The following is an 18,127-nucleotide window of genomic DNA, read 5'->3' as shown; positions in this document are numbered from 1 at the left end:
ATTTGTGAATTCATCCTCTTATTTAAAACAACCACTATGTACAAACATCTTTTTAAAGCAGCACTAAATTGGATTGCTACCGACAAGCTAAAAGAGTCAAACAAAAAGGTGTATGCCAAAAGCCATACTATAAAAATAGAAGGAAAAGAGATTCTATCGATTTCTGCTGCCAAAGCCTTTAAAGGAGACCCAACATTGCTAAATCCGGAAGATTTATTACTGACTGCCCTTACATCGTGCCATATGATGTCGTATTTATACGTATGCCAGCAACACAATATAGAGGTGCTTTCTTATGAAGATAATTCAGAAGCGACACTGGTACTAAATGCTGATGGCAGCGGGCGTATAACCAAAGTAGTTTTAAATCCGATAGTACGCATCAAAAATGAATCGCAAAAAGCGTTAGCATTACAACTGCATATTCAAGCTAACAAACTCTGCTTTATTGCTAATTCCTGTAATTTTGAAATAGAACATCACGCACAATGCTTTAACGAAGAATAAACCATAAAAAAAGCGAGGTAATCTGTATAGACTACCTCGCTTTATATATTTATTACTTTCTATTACTTAGTTGAAATAGGAGCAAATTTTGTTAAGTTAATTCCTTCTACTGAAGCTTTATACTCTTCAATTGTTGGAATTCTACCTAAAATAGCTGAAAGAACTACAACTGGAGTTGATGCCAATAAAGACTCTCCTTTTTTGCGTTCTGAATCTTCAACTACACGTCCTTGGAACAAACGAGTTGAAGTAGCCATTACTGTATCTCCTTTTGCAGCTTTCTCTTGGTTACCCATACATAAGTTACAACCAGGACGCTCTAAATACATAATATTTTCATATTCTGTACGAGCATTGTTTTTAGGTAAAAGGTCGCTAAATTCGAAACCAGAGTATTTTTGTAAATATTCCCAATCTCCTTCAGCTTTTAACTCGTCAATGATGTTGTAAGTAGGTGCAGCAACAACTAAAGGTGCGTTAAATTTAACTTCACCATTTTGTTTTTCAATGTTTTTAAGCATTTGAGAAACAATTTTTAAGTCATCTTTGTGAACCATACAAGATCCTACGAATCCTAAATCTACTTTTTTATCTCCACCGTAGAAAGAAAGCTCTCTAATAGTATCGTGTGTATAACGTTTAGAAATATCGTCATTGTTAACATCTGGGTCAGCAATCATTGGTTGCTCGATGATGTCTAAATCAACCACTACTTCAGCATAATATTTAGCATTAGCATCTGGAGCTAAAGCTGGTTTATCACCAGATTTAATCTCTTCGATTCTCTTATTCGCTTTATTAATTAAACCTTGTAATACGTGGTTTTTGTTATCCATACCTTTATCAATCATGATTTGGATACGGTTTTTAGCAATCTCTAAAGACTCGATTAACGTGTCATCTTGAGAAATACAGATAGACGCTTTCGCTTTCATCTCAGCAGTCCAGTCAGTAAATGTAAACGCTTGGTCAGCCAAAAGAGTACCGATATGAACCTCGATAATTCTACCTTGGAATACGTTTTCACCACCAAATTGTTTCAACATTTGAGATTGAGTAGCGTGAACCACATCACGGAAATCCATATGAGATTTCATCTCTCCTTTAAATGTAACTTTTACAGATTCTGGAATTGGCATAGACGCCTCTCCTGTAGCTAAAGCAAGAGCTACTGTACCTGAATCCGCTCCAAAAGCAACACCTTTAGACATTCTTGTGTGAGAGTCACCACCAATAATGATAGCCCAATCGTCAATAGTAATGTCGTTTAATACTTTGTGAATAACGTCAGTCATTGAATGATATTCTCCTTTAGGGTCACGTGCTGTGATCAATCCGAAGTCATTCATAAATTTCATTAATTTAGGGATGTTAGCTTGCGCTTTTTTATCCCAAACTGATGCAGTGTGACATCCTGATTGGTATGCACCATCAACGATAGGAGAAATAACTGTAGCAGCCATTGCTTCTAACTCTTGAGAAGTCATTAATCCAGTTGTATCTTGAGATCCAACGATATTAACCTCAACACGAACGTCAGAACCAGCGTGTAATACTTTTCCTTCTGTTACTCCAACTGCATTTCTATTGAAGATTTTTTCAACAGCAGTAAGCCCTTGACCTTCGATAGAAATTTCTTTTGACGGAGCAAAAACTACAGGAGCATCAACTCCTAATGTTTTAGCAGCAAAAGTTTGGATTTTTTTACCAAATACGATAGCATAAGAACCACCAGCTTTGATAAACTCTAATTTTTGAGGTGTAAGAGCTTTTGCAATATCAATTAACTCTTGGTCTCCATTATAAAGTTTTTTCGCTTTTGTATCAATTGTAAGAACAGTACCTGTAGCTACAGAGTAAACTTCTTCTAATACTGGCTCTCCTTTTTCGTTACGAACTACTTCTCCGTTAGCGTCAGTCTTTTTAACCCAGTTTTTAAGGTCAAGACCAATACCACCAGTTACATCAACAGTAGTTAAGAAAATAGGAGAAATACCATTAGTACCCCCAACAATTGGAGCAATATTTACAAACGGTACATAAGGACTCGCTTGTTTTCCTGTCCAAAGAGCAACGTTGTTTACTCCAGACATTCTTGAAGATCCAACTCCCATTGTACCTTTTTCAGCGATTAACATTACACTTTTTCCTGGGTGTAATTCTTGTAACGCTTTAATTTCTTTTTGTGCTTCAGGAGTAATCATACACTGTCCGTGTAATTCACGGTCAGAACGAGAGTGAGCTTGGTTACCTGGAGATAATAAGTCAGTAGAGATATCACCTTCTCCAGCGATAAATGTAACTACTTCAATTTTCTCAGCTACAGCTGGTAATTCTGTAAAGAACTCAGCTTTTGCATAGCTCTCTAAAATATCCTTAGCGATTACGTTTCCTTTTAAGAAAGCTTCTTTTAAACGATCAGTATCTGCGTCGTATAAGAAAACTTGAGTTTTAAGTACTTTTGCAGCTTCCTCAGCAGTTGCAACATCATTACCTAAAGCTAAATCAAGAAGAACTTCAATAGAAGGTCCACCTTTCATATGAGATAATAATTCGAAAGCATAAGCAGGAGTAATTTCACTTACTACAGCAGTACCTAAGATAATCTCTTTTAAAAATTTTGCTTTAACACCAGCAGCACTTGTAGTACCAGGTAAAACATTATAAACAAAAAGTTTTAAAGACTCTGCGTGATATTCATTAGCAGCATCTTTAACTTGTTCAATAATTTCACTTAATAGTTCAGCACCATCAATTGGTTTCGGGCTAAGTCCTAACCCTTTTCTTTCTTCAATTTCGTTTAAGTAATCCTTATAAAGGCTCATAATTAATATCTATTAAATCTAAGGTTGACAAAGTAATTTTGACATTTCTATCAACCTATTAATGTTATTTTGTTTTTAGTTTTAATACTCGCTATGCTCTCACAAAGCACAAGCCCTTGCTCCCTTTAGATTACTTCACTTTTAAATAAATTCCACTTTGTGATTATTAATACAATCACCTTTAAAATTCCATATTAACAGTAAATGAATAAAACGCTATCGTCTTACACTTATTTTTAGTGTAAATAGACCATAGCACACTACCCTATTCAAGTAATTAGAAACCAAACACCTTATTCTTAAAAAAGTCTAACTTGTATTTAATTTTTTGTCATCACAAATTTACGCAAACTAATTAATTTTCAAAAGTTTTTAATGTTTCCTACAAATACAAATAAGATTATTTATAAACATTCTATTGTAATGATAATAAGCTAATAATTTTAAAGAATAAAACCTACTTTACTCAAATTGATTGTTTTTTAATGCTTAAAATATCATTTTAGAAAATAAACTCTTTAATTAATAAAAAAACGACATTTCAACCTATTGTCAAAATGTCGTTTTCAATCTCTGTGATTATTATTTTCTTATTTTTTCAGCCAATTATTGCGAAATTTACAATCGCGAAAATCACCCTGAATATTGATATAAGCATCTTTTGTCTTAATAGATACCCATTTTTCTACTTCTTCAGCTTGTTTTTTGTTCAAAGCCATATTCTTAACCTTAGTATAATCTTCTACAAAGTCAATTTTGTGCTCTGGAAACTTCTTATTTACAGTTACAATACGGAAATTCTTCCCTCTTGTTTGCATATCTGTTTTTGTAGCAATTGGAGAAACTTCCCCTTCTTTTAATCCAGAAACCAAGAAATACAACTCTCTATCATCCATATTATTCAATTCAAAACGAGGATCCATTGTCATTGGATCTTTCATAATTCCCCCATTTTGTCTTGTCTCTTTTTCGTCAGATGAAGCTGCTGCTGCCTCTGCAAAAGTGATTTCCTTATTGATAATTTTCTCTCTAATTCCCTCTAATTTCTTCTTAGCTTCAGCTATTGCCTCATCCGTTGGTTTAGGAATTAACAAAATATGGCGTAAGTCCACATATTGTCCTCTAATTTTTTCAACCTGAATAATGTGATATCCATACTCTGTTTCAAATGGCTCAGAAATATCTCCCTCTGCCGTACTGAAAGCAACATCTTTAAACTCTTTTACGAAAGGTGTTTTCTTTGTAATAGAGTAGAATCCTCCATTTGGTGCAGAACCAGGGTCATCTGTAAACAATACAGCCTTACTAAAAAAGCTTGCCCCATTTTCAAGAACATCTTTTTTCATTTCTTTCAAACGGTCAATCACCAATTGTTTTTGCTCTTTTGAAATAACTGGTTTAATAACAATCTCAGCCAATTCAACCTCATCACCTACCATTGGTAATTCATCTTTTGGAATCTCGTTAAAGAACGAACGTACCTCTTCAGGAGTAATCGTAACCTTAGACACAATGTGCTGTTGCATATTTTGTGTCAATTTGTTTTGCTTTACAATATCAAAAAAGTACTCGCGGAATTCCTCTTCAGTCTTTTTGTTGTAAAACTTCAATATCTTATCCATTGAACCTACCTCTTCAACCATTCGGTTTACTTGGTCAGTCATAAAACTCGTAATCTCAGCATCAGTAACCTCTAAACTGTCTTGTACTGCTTGGTGCGCAAAAAGTTTGTCCTCTAATAATTTTTCGAACAAGTCACATCTCGACAAATCTCCAACAGGAATACGTTGTGCTTTTAACTCAATCAACGTTTTGTCAATTTCAGACTCCAAAATAACGTACTCTCCTACTACTCCTACTACACCATCAATCTTTCTTCCTGGCTTAGTCTGCGCTTGTGCGAAACCTACAAAAGACAACGACAGCCCTAAAGCCATTATCATCTTCTTATTAAAAAACTTCATATCTCTTATTGTTTTTAGCATCCTTTAAAATATCTTCTTCAAATTGTTTTAATAACTCCATTTTACGATCGTTTATTACCATCAATCGCAATGATTTTTTCATAAAGTCATACGGTATCACTTTTCCTCTACCTATAACTGATTTTACTTTCACAAAATAAGTACTATTTTCTCCTTCTTCCTCAAAAAAATAGTTGTTTTTTAAATAACTATCCCTATTTCCTCGCTCTATAAACGGTAATTTCTCATAAATCTGTTTTACATCTACCCAAATTGAATCATTCAAAGCATAAGATTTCATATGTAATGACATATCTTCTAACTTCGTTAAATCCTCTTTTTTAGACGATGTAAAGTACTTTTTAATAGTCTTAAAATTGCTGTTGTCATTCATTACATTAACGTAAGACAACTTTACCAGCATATCATCAATCAAGAAATTCTGCTTATACTTACTATAGTACGCTTCCAAATCTTTTTCTTTAACTACGGTATCAATTTGCTGTTGCACTAACTTTTCCAAATACGCTTTAATCAGCAAATCACTTTTAAATTGAGCGACCAATTTATCTATTTCCTCTACTTTATCATCTGATAAGTTAAACTCAGCCGCATCTAATAACAGTCGCTTACTTGCCCACTTATCTATAAATCGAGTTACAATTCCCAAACTATCTTTTTGTGTTGCCCCTAACGGAACAATACTATTTAGTTCATCTCTTTGTAAGTAATTGTTGTTTACCCTTGCTACAGCATTCTTCTTATCACCAGCATCCCCATTGTTTCCACAAGAAGTCAAAACTGTACAACTCGCCAGTAAAATCAAACAATAGCTTAGAATATTACGGTTTTTCATACCAATACATTTTGACTTTTATCAAACTAATTTTCAAAAATACTTATTTAAAGTTAGTTCTTAGCAATCTTTCTTTTATTAATCACCTATTTACAACAAATGGTGTATAAATTAGAACTACTGTAACACAATAATACAACTACTCTTACAAAGCAGAACTATATGTTAACTCTATATTGGCATTTTAATTGCCTTACTGTTTTAAAAAGATTCTATTCCTTTTTTCCACAACGTTATTACTCTAAAAAAGGGATGAATTCAACGCAATTGTACCCAAATAACTAAAGTAAGCTTTAAAAATAAGCATAAAATAACCTACTTAGCAAGTCAAGACACAGCTATAACGCAAAAAACAGCTTTTTTTTATACAAATAATAAGTACTTTTGTAGCCTAAAATTTTTAATAATGAGTTTTTTAAAAGAAATTGATCGTAGACGTACATTTGGTGTTATTGCTCACCCGGATGCTGGTAAAACTACACTTACAGAAAAGTTACTTCTTTTTGGTGGAGCTATTCAAGAAGCTGGGGCTGTAAAAAACAACAAAATTAAAAAAGGAGCTACTTCCGATTTTATGGAAATTGAGCGTCAACGTGGTATCTCTGTTGCTACATCTGTACTTGCGTTCAATTATAAAGACAAAAAAATCAATATTTTAGATACACCTGGACACAAAGACTTCGCTGAAGATACGTTTAGAACGCTAACTGCTGTAGATAGTGTTATCGTAGTAATCGACGTTGCGAAAGGGGTTGAGGAACAAACAGAAAAATTAGTTGAAGTTTGTAGAATGCGTAATATTCCAATGATTGTATTCATCAACAAATTAGACCGTGAAGGTCGTGATGCATTCGAATTAATGGATGAAGTTGAGCAAAAACTACAATTAAGAGTTACTCCTTTGAGTTTCCCAATTGGAATGGGATACGACTTTAAAGGTATCTATAATATCTGGGAAAAAAATATCAACTTATTCAGTGAAGATAGTAGAAAAAACATTGATGAAACAATTAGTATTTCTGACTTAGAATCTCCTGAATTAGATAAAATAGTTGGAGCTAAAGCTGCTGGTACACTACGTGAAGAATTAGAAATCATTGAAGGTATCTACCCTGCTTTTGACAGAGAGGAATATGTAAGAGGAGAATTACAACCTGTATTCTTCGGTTCTGCTTTAAACAACTTTGGGGTACGTGAATTATTGGATTGTTTTATTCACATTGCACCATCTCCAAGAGCAAAAGAATCTGACACAAGAATCGTAGAGCCAACAGAGAAAACATTTGCTGGATTTGTATTTAAAATTCACGCAAATATGGACCCAAAACACCGTGACCGTTTAGCGTTTATCAAAATCGTTTCTGGTACTTTTGAACGTAATACGCCTTACTTACACGTAAGACAAGGTAAGAAATTGAAGTTCTCAAGTCCAAATGCATTCTTTGCAGAGAAGAAAGAAATTGTTGATATTTCTTATGCTGGAGATATTGTTGGTTTACACGATACAGGTAACTTCAAAATTGGAGATACACTGACAGAAGGTGAATTAATGAGTTTCAAAGGAATTCCTAACTTCTCTCCTGAGCACTTCCGTTACATCAACAATGCTGATCCGATGAAATCTAAGCAATTAGAAAAAGGTATCGACCAGTTAATGGATGAAGGGGTTGCACAGTTGTTTACACTTGAAATGAACGGCCGTAAAGTAATTGGTACGGTTGGTGCGTTACAATACGAGGTTATCCAATACCGTTTAGAACACGAATATGGTGCTAAATGTACGTATGAAAACTTCCCTGCTCACAAAGCTTGTTGGGTACGTCCTGACGATCCGAAGAACGAGGAGTTTAAAGAGTTCAAACGTATCAAACAAAAATACCTTGCAATTGATAAATCAGGGCAATTGGTATTCTTAGCGGATAGTGAATTCTCTATTCAAATGACACAAAGTAAATTCCCTTCAGTAAAATTAAGATTTACATCTGAAGAAATTAAATAATACGTTTTTTATAAAACAACAAAACGCTTGGGTATAATGGCTCAAGCGTTTTTTTTGTTTATAATTTCCATATTTTTCTTTCCTCTTAAAATAGCAAACACAACAACACGTTACTTTTCAATTCTCGTAAAAGAGCAAGCTATTCTGAAGTATTACTATTTCTCTTAAAAACGAAGTACCAATAATAGTTTTTAATAACTACCTTGCCAGTCTATTACAAGCTATTCAGTTATCTAAAATACAATGTAGGCTCTACTACAAGCAACACTGTATTTTTAATATTTAAAACAAGTGAAATGAAATTTATTATGATTAAAAACATCAAAACTCCACTCTTATTTTTACTATTAGTTTTTCCAATTCTTATTTACGGACAAAAAGTAAGCAATAACAATCAGGTTAAAAAGATTCCTATATCGCTTGATAATTTAAAAATCTACTTTGAATACTTTAACGATGCTAATCATTCTAATTATCCATTAATTCCCGCTTTAAAAAAAACGACTGTAGATTCAATTGTTCAAAAAGAACGAGGTATGACCATACACTTATCTGAATACAAACAATACGAAGCTGCCCAAATTGTTACCAATAGAAAAAAATATAATGAAGCCATTCAAGAGAAAAGGAATTCGGCAGATATATTAATCCTGACGCAAGCTGACTTAAAAGCTGAAATGTCCAATCATCCTATAAAACCATACCTCGACGATAGCTTTTACAAAAACGGACTACTGCAATGGAGTATTGAAATTGAAGCACTTGACGAAAATAATTCACAGTTAACTTTCATTTTCGATTCTCTGAAAGAAGCACATAGAAAAGAATTTCTAAAAAAGTATATATCAGAAATAAAAGACAGCAATTATAACTTTACAGTACAAGAAATCTATATTCTTAAAACCTTTAAGAAACTCATCTTAAAATATATAACAGCAGCAGACGAAACAGTCGCTTTTAATGCTATTCCTATGCGTTAGTCATTCGTTACCACATTCAAAATCCCCTTCAGTAAAATGAATATTTATAGCTGAAGAGATTAAATAATACATTTTTTATAAAACAACAAAACGCTTGAGTATTATACCCAAGCGTTTTTTTTTGTTTACACTTTTTAAGCGAAACTGCTTCAAATCCTTATAAACACTGGACTTAAACAGTATTCGTTACTATCTCATACGGCATTAAGTCGTAATTACCTCGGAATTAAGTCGTAATTAGTTCGCGAAAAAGGCCTTTAGGTGAGGTAATTACGACTTATTTACGGCTTATTTGCGACTAAATGTCATTTAAAACCATCTCAATCCCTTTATATATAAGGGTTTAGAGAGAATTGAGTACAAAAGTGGGACGGAGTTTATAGTGCATATGATGTCATTTGATAGCAGATGATAGCAAATGATGTCAAAATAACCGCTTTGCCAATTTCTATGTTTCAGCTATTCCTACTTTTGCATTAGATATAACAGACATTTGTTCTGCTTATTACCCCAATACAAGCTTGCTAAGTTCTTTGATATCCTAATAAAACATAAATATCCGTTTGTTATAACTTAACTACTGCTCGAATTATAGTCGTAACTTATTCGAGACTGACACCACACAAATTCGAGAGATGTTCGGAAAACACCCCCTGTTTCCGAGCGAATGTGGGCGTTGTGTCGAACTTGTCTCGAACATAGTATAGACAAAACTCGCGTAAGCCTCGTGTTTACTGTGATACCCAAAACAGCATTTGTACACTAAACAACTATAATTAAGCGGTAGACTATAAGTAGTTTGTTGTTATAAAGGCGAGAACACAAAAGTCAAAGTAAGCCTATCCCTTGTTTTTAGTTTATTCACATAGCACTGCTACTTACTATTGTTATTAATTACAACAAGCAGGTGTAGGCATAAAAAAAAGCCGCACATAAAATGTACGGCTTTCTATATCTTAAAATGAGTGATTCAATTAGAATCTCTTCATTTGTTCTTTCATCATTTTGATTTGATCTTTTAGCATTCCTTGCTTGTCTAATTTTTGAGCTTCACCCAATAATTTTTGAGCTTCAAGCTTTCTGCGTTTAGTCATTGCAATACCAGCCAACTGTAATTTAGCCATTGCTAAATCTTGATCCATATTCAATCCTAACTCTACTGCTTTCTTCATATATTTTTCAGAAGCATTTAAGTTAGTTTGAGATGTCATAATTCCCATTAAATAGTTATAGTAACCATTCTGTTTGCGAACTAAAGCTGTTTCAGGATTCTTAATTTTATTCAACCATTTTTGAGCTCCATCAAAGTCTTGTTTTCTCAATTTTAAGAAAGCTAACAGGATAAACTCATTTTTGTAGTAAAGCAATATTACGATTGCCATTAAAAACAATAAGAAAATTCCGTTTCCGATTCCTCCTTCTACAAATTGCCAAATCGCTGTTGCAAACAATAGCCCAGCTATACCTAATTTAATATATCTATGAAACATCTATGTAAATTAACGTTTGTTATAAAGAAAGCAAAGTTAGTAAAAACTTAGCATTATAAAAATAAACCGAAGCAAATAACTAATCCAAATTAAGAATATAATCTGCGTTTATCTCTGTAAAATCGCGCACTATATAATTTGCTCCCGTATAATCTTGTTGCTTTGAATTAGCACTCTTATATCCGATCACTCGAATACCCGCTGCATTCGCTGCTTTAATTCCGTTTGTACTATCCTCAATCACAATACATTCGTCTTTCGCATTGTGTTTAGCCAACGAAGCCGCTTTTAAGAAAATAGCAGGATCGGGTTTAGACTTAGGTAAGTCTTCTCCACTTACGATATGTGTAAAATAAGGATATAGGTTAAAGCGTTTAAATACGCGGTCTATCGTACTTTTAGAAGCAGATGACCCCACAACCAACTCTACACCTTGGTGATAAAGCCCTTCAATCAAATCTCTTACCCCATCAATTAGCTCCAAATCAGGTTTTGTGTCAAAAGCATCGTTAAACAAAGCGCGCTTGCGAAGCACCATTTCCTGTACGTCTCCCTCTACTCCATATAACTCTTTAATGCGCTCATACGTATTCTTAGTTGAGTGTCCTGTAAAAGAATTGTAAACGTGTTCAGAAATTTCAATTCCCAATTCTGCAAAGTGACTGTGGTATGCATAACGGTGTACCGGTTCTGTGTCCACAATAACACCATCCATATCAAAGATTACTGTCTTTACCATTTTTTCCCACAAAAATAACAGCTTTCGCGAAATAAACCGATATTAATACATATTTTTACCTCTTACCAAAAAACGAACTACACTAACCAAAGCAATACAAATTGACTGACGAAAACGAATTAGTTAAAAGACTAAAAAATAGCGTTACCAAACACGAAGCTTTTCGCGAGTTGATGTCTCTCTATCAAGAGCGACTGTATTTGCATATTCGTACGTTAGTCCTAAACCACGACGATACAGATGATGTACTGCAAGAAACATTCATCAAAATATTTCAAAATATAGATAAGTTTAAAGGCGACAGTAAACTATTTTCTTGGATGTATCGCATTGCGACAAATCAGGCATTGGACTTTTTGAAACAACGCAAGAATAAAATGAAGGTTAATTCAGAAGAACTAAACGAATATCTAATAGACCAATTAGAAGCAGATAGTTTATTTGACGGAGATGAAGCTGAAATACTCTTGCAGAAAGCCATAGCCACCTTGCCTGAAAAACAACAATTAGTGTTTAAGTTGAAGTATTTTGAAGAGCTCGACTATCAAACAATATCAGAAATTGTAGATACCAGTGTCGGAGCTTTAAAAGCATCTTATCACCACGCAGTCAAGAAAATAGAAAAATTTATTAATAGCAATTAAACCTTTAGACATTTATATCGTCTAAGGATAAAGGAGTAATATGAAACAGTTACAAAATACAGATGCCAAAAAAGTTTTTAAAGTGCCAGAGGACTACTTTAAGAATTTAGAACAACGTGTTTTTGATCAGTTGGAAAATGCGCCTACAGAGCCAAAAGTAATTCCTCTAAAACGCAATAGATTCCTATGGGTAGCTGCTGCATCCGTAGTGGCATTGCTTGCTTTGACATTAACTTTTAAATTTGAAAAATCAACTAAGATTGAAACGGAGTCTTTAGAAAATTACTTAGAATACAACCAATCGTATTCCCTTTCTAACGACATCATCAATGCTTTAGATGAAGACGATATTCAAGAAATTGAAAACTCAATAAACATTAACCAAACTCAAATTGATCACTATGTACTATCACATATTGACATTGAGTATTACTTAAATGAATAATAATATGAAAAAAATAATTCCTTTCTTACTTATCCTTTTCGTTTGTCATTCTTCATTTGCACAAGATAAACACGAACAAATTAGATCGCTAAAAATAGCACACCTTACAACACAATTAAACTTAAGTGATAATGAGGCTGAAAAGTTTTGGCCTGTTTATACAGCTTACGATAAAAAGATGGGTGAGTTAAGACATAATGACATTGTTAAATACATTAAAAGAAGTACTGTTGAAGATCTGAATCAAATCAGTGAAAGCGATGCTTCTAAGCGTTTGAAAGAGTTAGTAGAGTTTGAAAACTCGTATTTCTCTACCCGTAAAAAGTTTATCGAAGATGCTAAAAAGATAATTGGAGATAAAAAAATCTTGATTTTAAAGAAAGCGGAAGATGATTTTAACAAAAAGCTCTTAAAAAAATACAAAGAGAAGAAATAAAGAGAAAATAACAATCTATAGTTAAACATATAGCCTACAAAGACGTATATTTGTAGGCTATTTTATTATATTATATTAATGAGACTACACAGAAACCTTGTATTTACAGTAATCGACTCTATTTTAGCAATTTTCAACGACGGAGAGTATGCCGATAAAATGGTGGCGAGAGCCTTAAAAAAGGACAAACGTTGGGGAAGCGCGGATCGTAAATTCGTTGCTGAAACTATTTATGAAATCACGAGATGGAAAAGATTATATGCTGAAATTGCAGAAGTAAAAGAACCATATACCAGAGATGACGCTTGGCGTATTTTTGCTGTATGGGCTGTTTTAAGAGGTTATACACTTCCAGATTGGAAATATTTTGAAAACACTCCTGTTCGTAGAATCAAAGGTAGATTTGACGAACTTACAAAAACAAGAAAATTCAAAGAGTCTATTCCTGATTGGATTGACGAACTTGGATTACAAGAACTTGGAAAAGAAGTTTGGGAGAAAGAAATCACTGCTCAAAATCAACAAGCAAGCGTTATTTTACGTGTGAATACGTTAAAAACGACACGTGAGAAGTTACACGCTATTTTGTTTGACTTAGATATTGAAACTATTATGCCTGAGGAATACCCAGATGCTTTAGTTTTAAAAGAAAGAGCTAATGTTTTTATGACAGACGCTTTTAAAGAAGGATTGTTTGAAGTACAAGATGCTTCTTCTCAACTTGTGGCACGTTTACTTGACGTGAAACCAGGTATGAGAGTTGTTGATACTTGTGCTGGTGCTGGTGGTAAAACATTGCACATTGCTGCTTTGATGGAAAACAAAGGGCAGATTATTGCTATGGATATCTACGAAAGCAAACAAAAACAATTGAAATTACGTGCTAAACGTAATGGGGCATTCAACATTGAATACCGCATCATTGAGGGAACAAAAACAATTAAAAAATTACACGAAAAAGCAGACCGTGTTTTAATTGATGCTCCTTGTAGTGGTTTAGGTGTTTTAAAGAGAAACCCTGATAGCAAATGGAAATTAAGACCTGAATTTGTTGAAGAAATTAAAGCTGTTCAACAACAAGTATTACAGGATTATTCTAAGATATTAAAACCAGGTGGTAAAATGGTTTACGCTACTTGTTCAATCTTGCCTTCTGAAAACGAAAAGCAAATTGAGAAATTCTTAAACAGTGAAGCTGGTCAAGACTTTACTTTCATCGAAGATAGAAAAGTATTGTCGCACGAGTCTGGATTTGACGGATTCTATATGGCTTTATTGGAAAGAAAAAACAAGTAATCTTTTTTCATAGAAAAACTTACAAAACATAATACACTACACTTACCTAATGAAAAAAAACACATTACTTGTTTTAATTGCAGGTTTTATGCTGTCTGTTTTAGGATGTACAAAAGATCCTATTATTACAGAGCCTACTAATACGAAAGTAGAAAAACCTAAACCGACAAAACCAGGAGGAGATAAACCAGGAGATAATGGTGGCAAACCAACAGATCCTTCAAAACCAACTGGCGATGCTGGTGTTGATGCCAACAAACCAAATACGGTAGCTGATTTCAACGATTTTGAAAGCTTTAAAAATTCGCTTAATACATTTAAACTTCAGCCTTATGCAACTTTAGCTGCTGGTCAAGGTAAAGATGGTAAAAACGCTTTAAGCATTAAAGGAGCTACTACTAAAAATGAATATGTATTTACAACTGAAAACCAGACTGTAAACGCAAATGCTAAAACAATCACTTTCTTCCTTAAAGGAACAGCTAATCAATCGCTTTCTTTTAATGTGTATAAAGCGGATGGTTCTTATAATGTTTTCAATTTAAGAACGGATGCAGAGATCAATAGTAAAACAGATATTATTTTATCTAAGGATATCGTTTTAAAGAAAACTGCTATCACAATGAATGATAGTAATACAGCATTTGCTAACAACTATGTAGGGGTTAATATTAATGCTACAAATTGGATTAAAGTTACTTTAGATTTAACTGGTGTTGATTACAACAAAAGTGGTAAAGGATCTGTGTTTGCTTTTAAAGTTGGTAAAAACGGAAACTACAATTTATTGATTGATAGTATTGTTTTTGACAATAACCAACCGACAACACCAACTGAACCTACAGAGCCAGAACAACCTACTACACCAAGTAAACCAGGTGAATTTAATATTCCAAGTGATCAAGCTAATTACTATAAGGGAGTTGATTTCAAGAAAACAGGAATAGCACTAAAAGAAGAGTTAAGTAAGCTTGTGAGTGATACACATACTAAAACGTTGTCTTATGGTAATGTTTGGGATGCAGCTAAAGCAACTGATTTGACACCTGCTGGAAATGAAGTGTATTTATTGTATGGACATAAAGGGACTACTACTGGTACAAAAGCATACACAAGAGGTAAGCAATCTAATGGAGGTGGTCAAGGACAATGGAATAGAGAGCATACGTATGCTAAATCGTTAGGTACGCCTAATTTAGGTGAATCTGGTCCAGGTGCTGATGGACACCACTTACGTCCAGCAGATGTACAATGGAATGCAGCAAGAGGAAACTTGAAATTTGCAAAAGGTTCAGGATTTTCTGGTCCTGTATCTGGTGGATGGTATCCTGGTGATGAATGGAGAGGTGATGTAGCACGTATGATGATGTATATGTATGTTAGATACAACAACAGATGTTTACCTACAGGAGTTGCCGTTGGTTCTACTACTAAAGAGGATAATAATATGGTTGCTATCTTATTAGAATGGAATGCAGCTGATCCAGTATCAGAAATTGAAAGAAACAGAAATAAATACCACGCAAATACTTCTAACCAGTATGCGCAAGGGAATAGAAACCCATTTATTGACAATCCGTACTTAGCTACTCAAATTTGGGGAGGTCCGGAAGCTAAAAATCTTTGGAAATAGACAATATCAATTTTCATATAATTTAAAACTACTCTACTTTGGAGTAGTTTTTTTTTGTCGTAACTTTATTACTATCTAATTAATAGTCAATGTTATAAAATAAAATTATATGAAAAATAAATTATTCCTCTTATTAGGGGTTTCCTTACTGGCATTAAATGCTTGTACCAAAGACCCAATTATAACGGAGCCAGATTTAACACCGGTTGAAAAACCATCTAAACCTACTCCACCCACTACTGATCCAACTGATCCAGGAACAACTGATCCTGTAAAGCCAGGTGATTTTTCAAATATACCTGAAGCACAAAAGGCTTACTACGCAGGTGTGGACTTTACAAAAAAAGGAACTGCTCTTAAAGCTGATTTAACTAATAAGGTTACAAAAACACACACTAAAAAAATAACATATAAACAAGTATGGGATGCTGTTAAGGCTACAGATTACGTTCCTGTTACATCAGGAAACCCCACTGAAGTATATTTAGTTTATGGTCATAAGGAAAAAGGAAGCTCTGCCGAAATGCAAGCTTATACAAGAGCTATAAGCAAACAAGCATCAGGTGGAAGCGGTAATGACACTTGGAATAGAGAACACGTTTATACACAAGATGCAGGTGGTTTTAACACCAATCCTCCTGGTGCTGGAACTGATGCACATAACATTAGACCTGCAGATACAAATTGGAATGGAAAAAGGGATAATCTAAAATTTGCACCAGGTAATGGTTATTCAGGTCCTGTTACTGGTGGATGGTATCCTGGCGATGAATGGAAAGGTGATGTAGCGCGTATGATGATGTATATGTATGTTCGTTATGGAGAGCAATGTTTACCTTCTAAAATTGGAGTGGGTTCTACAACCAGTACTCCAGATGGTATGATTGACCTATTCTTGAAATGGAATGCTGAAGTGCCTGTTTCTGAAAGAGAAAAAACAAGAAACGAATATCTTGGTAATGCTAATAATCCGGCTGGACAAGGAAATAGAAACCCATTTATTGACAATCCGTATTTGGCTACTCAAATTTGGGGAGGTCCGGAAGCAGATAACCGTTGGAAATAAATAAAATTACTTTTCATATACATAAGAGCTACTTTACTAAGTAGCTCTTTTTTTTATCTTAATTTAAGCTGTACCTTAGCAGAAATTGACACGAATCAAACATTTACAAGAACACACTTTAACAAATTATATAATATTAAATCACTCTAATATGAAGAAAAGATCATTACTCTTTTTACTTGGACTTTCATTAATTACTTTCAGTTGTACGAAAGATCCAATTGTAACAGAACCAGATTTAACTCCTGTTGAAAAACCAACTAAACCTAATCCTAATGAACCAGGTGAACCGGGTAAGCCTGAGGAACCAGAAGTACCTGTTACACCAAATATGGGTGATTACCTTATTCCTGCTGAATATAAAGACTATTATAAAGGAATGGACTTTACGCAAGAAGGAATGGCGTTAAAAAAACAATTAGCTAAGTTAATTACCAAAACTCATACCCCTATTTCTTATACTCCAGGTATATGGGATGCATCAGAGATTACAGATGAGGATCCTGATAATCCTAACAACGTAATTCAGATTTACGGATGGGCAGATAAAGATGCCAAACAAATACACGAAAAGCGTTCTGTTCCTAAAATTGATAAAAACAATGGTGCTTCTTCAAAACCTGTTACTCAATTATGGGAAAGAGAACACGTATTTGCTAAATCATTAGCTGTTGATAAAAATAAAAATCAAGAAACATTAGCTACAAAAGGTTATAATGGTGAACTACCTAAAAAAATTGAAGAAATTGCAGGACACGATGCCCATAACCTAAGACCTATCAATAGATCTCGTAATAGCTCAAGAGGAAATAAAAAATTTGTTGACGCAAAAGGTAATTCACATGCTATTGGAAATTATTGGTACCCTGGTGATGAATGGAAAGGTGATGTAGCGCGTATGATGATGTATATGCATATCAGATATGAAAATGAAAACGGTGGTGGCTATACAAAAGCAACTAAAGTTGGAATGCCTTTAAATGATAAAACAGGTATCTTATCTGATGAGATGATTGACTTGTTCTTAAAATGGAATGCAGAAGATCCTGTATCTCCTTTTGAACAAAAAAGAAATACATACCACGGTAATAAATCTAATCCAGGAGCGCAAGGGAATAGAAACCCATTTATTGACAACCCTGAGTTGGCTAACCGCATTTGGGGTATGAAACAATATCCAGGAGTTAATAAATGGAAATAATCTTTTCCAATCCATAATACTAAAGAGCATCTGATTACTTCAGATG

15 protein-coding genes are annotated in these 18,127 nt (G+C 33.9%); 10 read left to right on the top strand and 5 right to left on the bottom strand.

Translation table 11 applies throughout. From position 1 onward, the window contains the following. The first annotated feature begins 36 nt into the window (after window positions 1-36). A complete protein-coding gene (locus GQS07_RS08420; protein ID WP_158210421.1) occupies window positions 37-507 on the top strand; it encodes an OsmC family protein in 471 nt (156 codons plus the stop codon). 62 nt (window positions 508-569) lie between these two features. On the opposite strand, the gene GQS07_RS08415 is transcribed toward GQS07_RS08420, so the two are convergent. From GQS07_RS08415 to GQS07_RS08405, 3 genes are all read right to left on the bottom strand, one after another. After that, the gene (locus GQS07_RS08415; RefSeq protein WP_158210420.1) at window positions 570-3,332 is read right to left on the bottom strand and encodes a bifunctional aconitate hydratase 2/2-methylisocitrate dehydratase; all 2,763 of its coding nucleotides are present in this window, start codon (window positions 3,330-3,332) and stop codon (window positions 570-572) included. Window positions 3,333-3,922: 590 nt separating this feature from the next. After that, window positions 3,923-5,296 carry a peptidylprolyl isomerase gene (locus GQS07_RS08410; RefSeq protein ID WP_158210419.1) on the bottom strand — a complete coding sequence of 458 codons (1,374 nt, stop codon included), beginning with the start codon at window positions 5,294-5,296 and terminating at the stop codon, window positions 3,923-3,925. After that, the gene (locus GQS07_RS08405) at window positions 5,283-6,152 is read right to left on the bottom strand and encodes a hypothetical protein (protein WP_158210418.1); all 870 of its coding nucleotides are present in this window, start codon (window positions 6,150-6,152) and stop codon (window positions 5,283-5,285) included. Before GQS07_RS08405 ends, GQS07_RS08410 begins: the two co-directional genes overlap by 14 nt. A 406-nt stretch (window positions 6,153-6,558) precedes the next feature. Here GQS07_RS08405 and GQS07_RS08400 point away from each other — a divergent pair, with 406 nt between their 5' ends. Beyond that, window positions 6,559-8,151, top strand: a complete 1,593-nt coding sequence (locus GQS07_RS08400) for a peptide chain release factor 3 (protein WP_158210417.1) — start codon at window positions 6,559-6,561, stop codon at window positions 8,149-8,151. Window positions 8,152-8,447: 296 nt separating this feature from the next. Then, window positions 8,448-9,131 (top strand): hypothetical protein, encoded by a 684-nt coding sequence (locus GQS07_RS08395; RefSeq protein ID WP_158210416.1) that lies wholly within the window; start codon window positions 8,448-8,450, stop codon window positions 9,129-9,131. Between the two features lie 974 nt (window positions 9,132-10,105). Here GQS07_RS08395 and GQS07_RS08390 read toward each other — a convergent pair. Next, window positions 10,106-10,621, bottom strand: coding sequence for a DUF2892 domain-containing protein (locus GQS07_RS08390; RefSeq protein ID WP_158210415.1), 516 nt, complete (start codon window positions 10,619-10,621; stop codon window positions 10,106-10,108). A gap of 79 nt (window positions 10,622-10,700) precedes the next feature. After that, window positions 10,701-11,360: an HAD family hydrolase gene (locus GQS07_RS08385; protein ID WP_158210414.1), complete on the bottom strand. Its 660-nt coding sequence runs from the start codon at window positions 11,358-11,360 to the stop codon at window positions 10,701-10,703. 101 nt (window positions 11,361-11,461) lie between these two features. Here GQS07_RS08385 and GQS07_RS08380 point away from each other — a divergent pair, with 101 nt between their 5' ends. The 7 genes from GQS07_RS08380 to GQS07_RS08350 all read left to right on the top strand — a co-directional run bounded on the left by GQS07_RS08380 (window position 11,462) and on the right by GQS07_RS08350 (window position 18,081). After that, window positions 11,462-12,004, top strand: coding sequence for an RNA polymerase sigma factor (locus GQS07_RS08380; protein ID WP_158210413.1), 543 nt, complete (start codon window positions 11,462-11,464; stop codon window positions 12,002-12,004). Between the two features lie 40 nt (window positions 12,005-12,044). Further along, window positions 12,045-12,449 (top strand): hypothetical protein, encoded by a 405-nt coding sequence (locus tag GQS07_RS08375; protein ID WP_158210412.1) that lies wholly within the window; start codon window positions 12,045-12,047, stop codon window positions 12,447-12,449. Between the two features lie 4 nt (window positions 12,450-12,453). Continuing rightward, window positions 12,454-12,885 carry a hypothetical protein gene (locus tag GQS07_RS08370; protein WP_158210411.1) on the top strand — a complete coding sequence of 144 codons (432 nt, stop codon included), beginning with the start codon at window positions 12,454-12,456 and terminating at the stop codon, window positions 12,883-12,885. Between the two features lie 78 nt (window positions 12,886-12,963). Next, window positions 12,964-14,181, top strand: coding sequence for an RsmB/NOP family class I SAM-dependent RNA methyltransferase (locus GQS07_RS08365; protein WP_158210410.1), 1,218 nt, complete (start codon window positions 12,964-12,966; stop codon window positions 14,179-14,181). Between the two features lie 49 nt (window positions 14,182-14,230). After that, window positions 14,231-15,814 carry an endonuclease I family protein gene (locus GQS07_RS13765; protein WP_233269249.1) on the top strand — a complete coding sequence of 528 codons (1,584 nt, stop codon included), beginning with the start codon at window positions 14,231-14,233 and terminating at the stop codon, window positions 15,812-15,814. Between the two features lie 109 nt (window positions 15,815-15,923). After that, window positions 15,924-16,880 carry an endonuclease I family protein gene (locus GQS07_RS08355; RefSeq protein ID WP_158210409.1) on the top strand — a complete coding sequence of 319 codons (957 nt, stop codon included), beginning with the start codon at window positions 15,924-15,926 and terminating at the stop codon, window positions 16,878-16,880. A gap of 151 nt (window positions 16,881-17,031) precedes the next feature. Further along, entirely contained in the window at window positions 17,032-18,081 is a 1,050-nt protein-coding gene (locus GQS07_RS08350) for an endonuclease I family protein (RefSeq protein WP_158210408.1), read from the top strand. Window positions 18,082-18,127 lie beyond the last annotated feature (46 nt).

It is taken from the genome of Myroides phaeus, assembly GCF_009799805.1.
GTDB lineage: Bacteria > Bacteroidota > Bacteroidia > Flavobacteriales > Flavobacteriaceae > Flavobacterium > Flavobacterium phaeum_A.
Note: the sequence above shows the minus strand (reverse complement) of the source record. Positions and strands in the feature narration are given on the sequence as shown.

Bases quoted from the DNA above. Each gene is read 5' to 3' on its own strand.
- GQS07_RS08400 (WP_158210417.1), top strand. From the start codon at position 6,559: ATGAGTTTTTTAAAAGAAATTGATCGTAGACGTACATTTGGTGTTATT.
- GQS07_RS08395 (WP_158210416.1), top strand. From the start codon at position 8,448: ATGAAATTTATTATGATTAAAAACATCAAAACTCCACTCTTATTTTTA.
- GQS07_RS08405 (WP_158210418.1), bottom strand. From the start codon at position 6,152: ATGAAAAACCGTAATATTCTAAGCTATTGTTTGATTTTACTGGCGAGT.
- GQS07_RS08365 (WP_158210410.1), top strand. From the start codon at position 12,964: ATGAGACTACACAGAAACCTTGTATTTACAGTAATCGACTCTATTTTA.
- GQS07_RS13765 (WP_233269249.1), top strand. From the start codon at position 14,231: ATGAAAAAAAACACATTACTTGTTTTAATTGCAGGTTTTATGCTGTCT.
- GQS07_RS08385 (WP_158210414.1), bottom strand. From the start codon at position 11,360: ATGGTAAAGACAGTAATCTTTGATATGGATGGTGTTATTGTGGACACA.
- GQS07_RS08355 (WP_158210409.1), top strand. From the start codon at position 15,924: ATGAAAAATAAATTATTCCTCTTATTAGGGGTTTCCTTACTGGCATTA.
- GQS07_RS08415 (WP_158210420.1), bottom strand. From the start codon at position 3,332: ATGAGCCTTTATAAGGATTACTTAAACGAAATTGAAGAAAGAAAAGGG.
- GQS07_RS08420 (WP_158210421.1), top strand. From the start codon at position 37: ATGTACAAACATCTTTTTAAAGCAGCACTAAATTGGATTGCTACCGAC.
- GQS07_RS08390 (WP_158210415.1), bottom strand. From the start codon at position 10,621: ATGTTTCATAGATATATTAAATTAGGTATAGCTGGGCTATTGTTTGCA.
- GQS07_RS08410 (WP_158210419.1), bottom strand. From the start codon at position 5,296: ATGAAGTTTTTTAATAAGAAGATGATAATGGCTTTAGGGCTGTCGTTG.
- GQS07_RS08370 (WP_158210411.1), top strand. From the start codon at position 12,454: ATGAAAAAAATAATTCCTTTCTTACTTATCCTTTTCGTTTGTCATTCT.
- GQS07_RS08375 (WP_158210412.1), top strand. From the start codon at position 12,045: ATGAAACAGTTACAAAATACAGATGCCAAAAAAGTTTTTAAAGTGCCA.
- GQS07_RS08350 (WP_158210408.1), top strand. From the start codon at position 17,032: ATGAAGAAAAGATCATTACTCTTTTTACTTGGACTTTCATTAATTACT.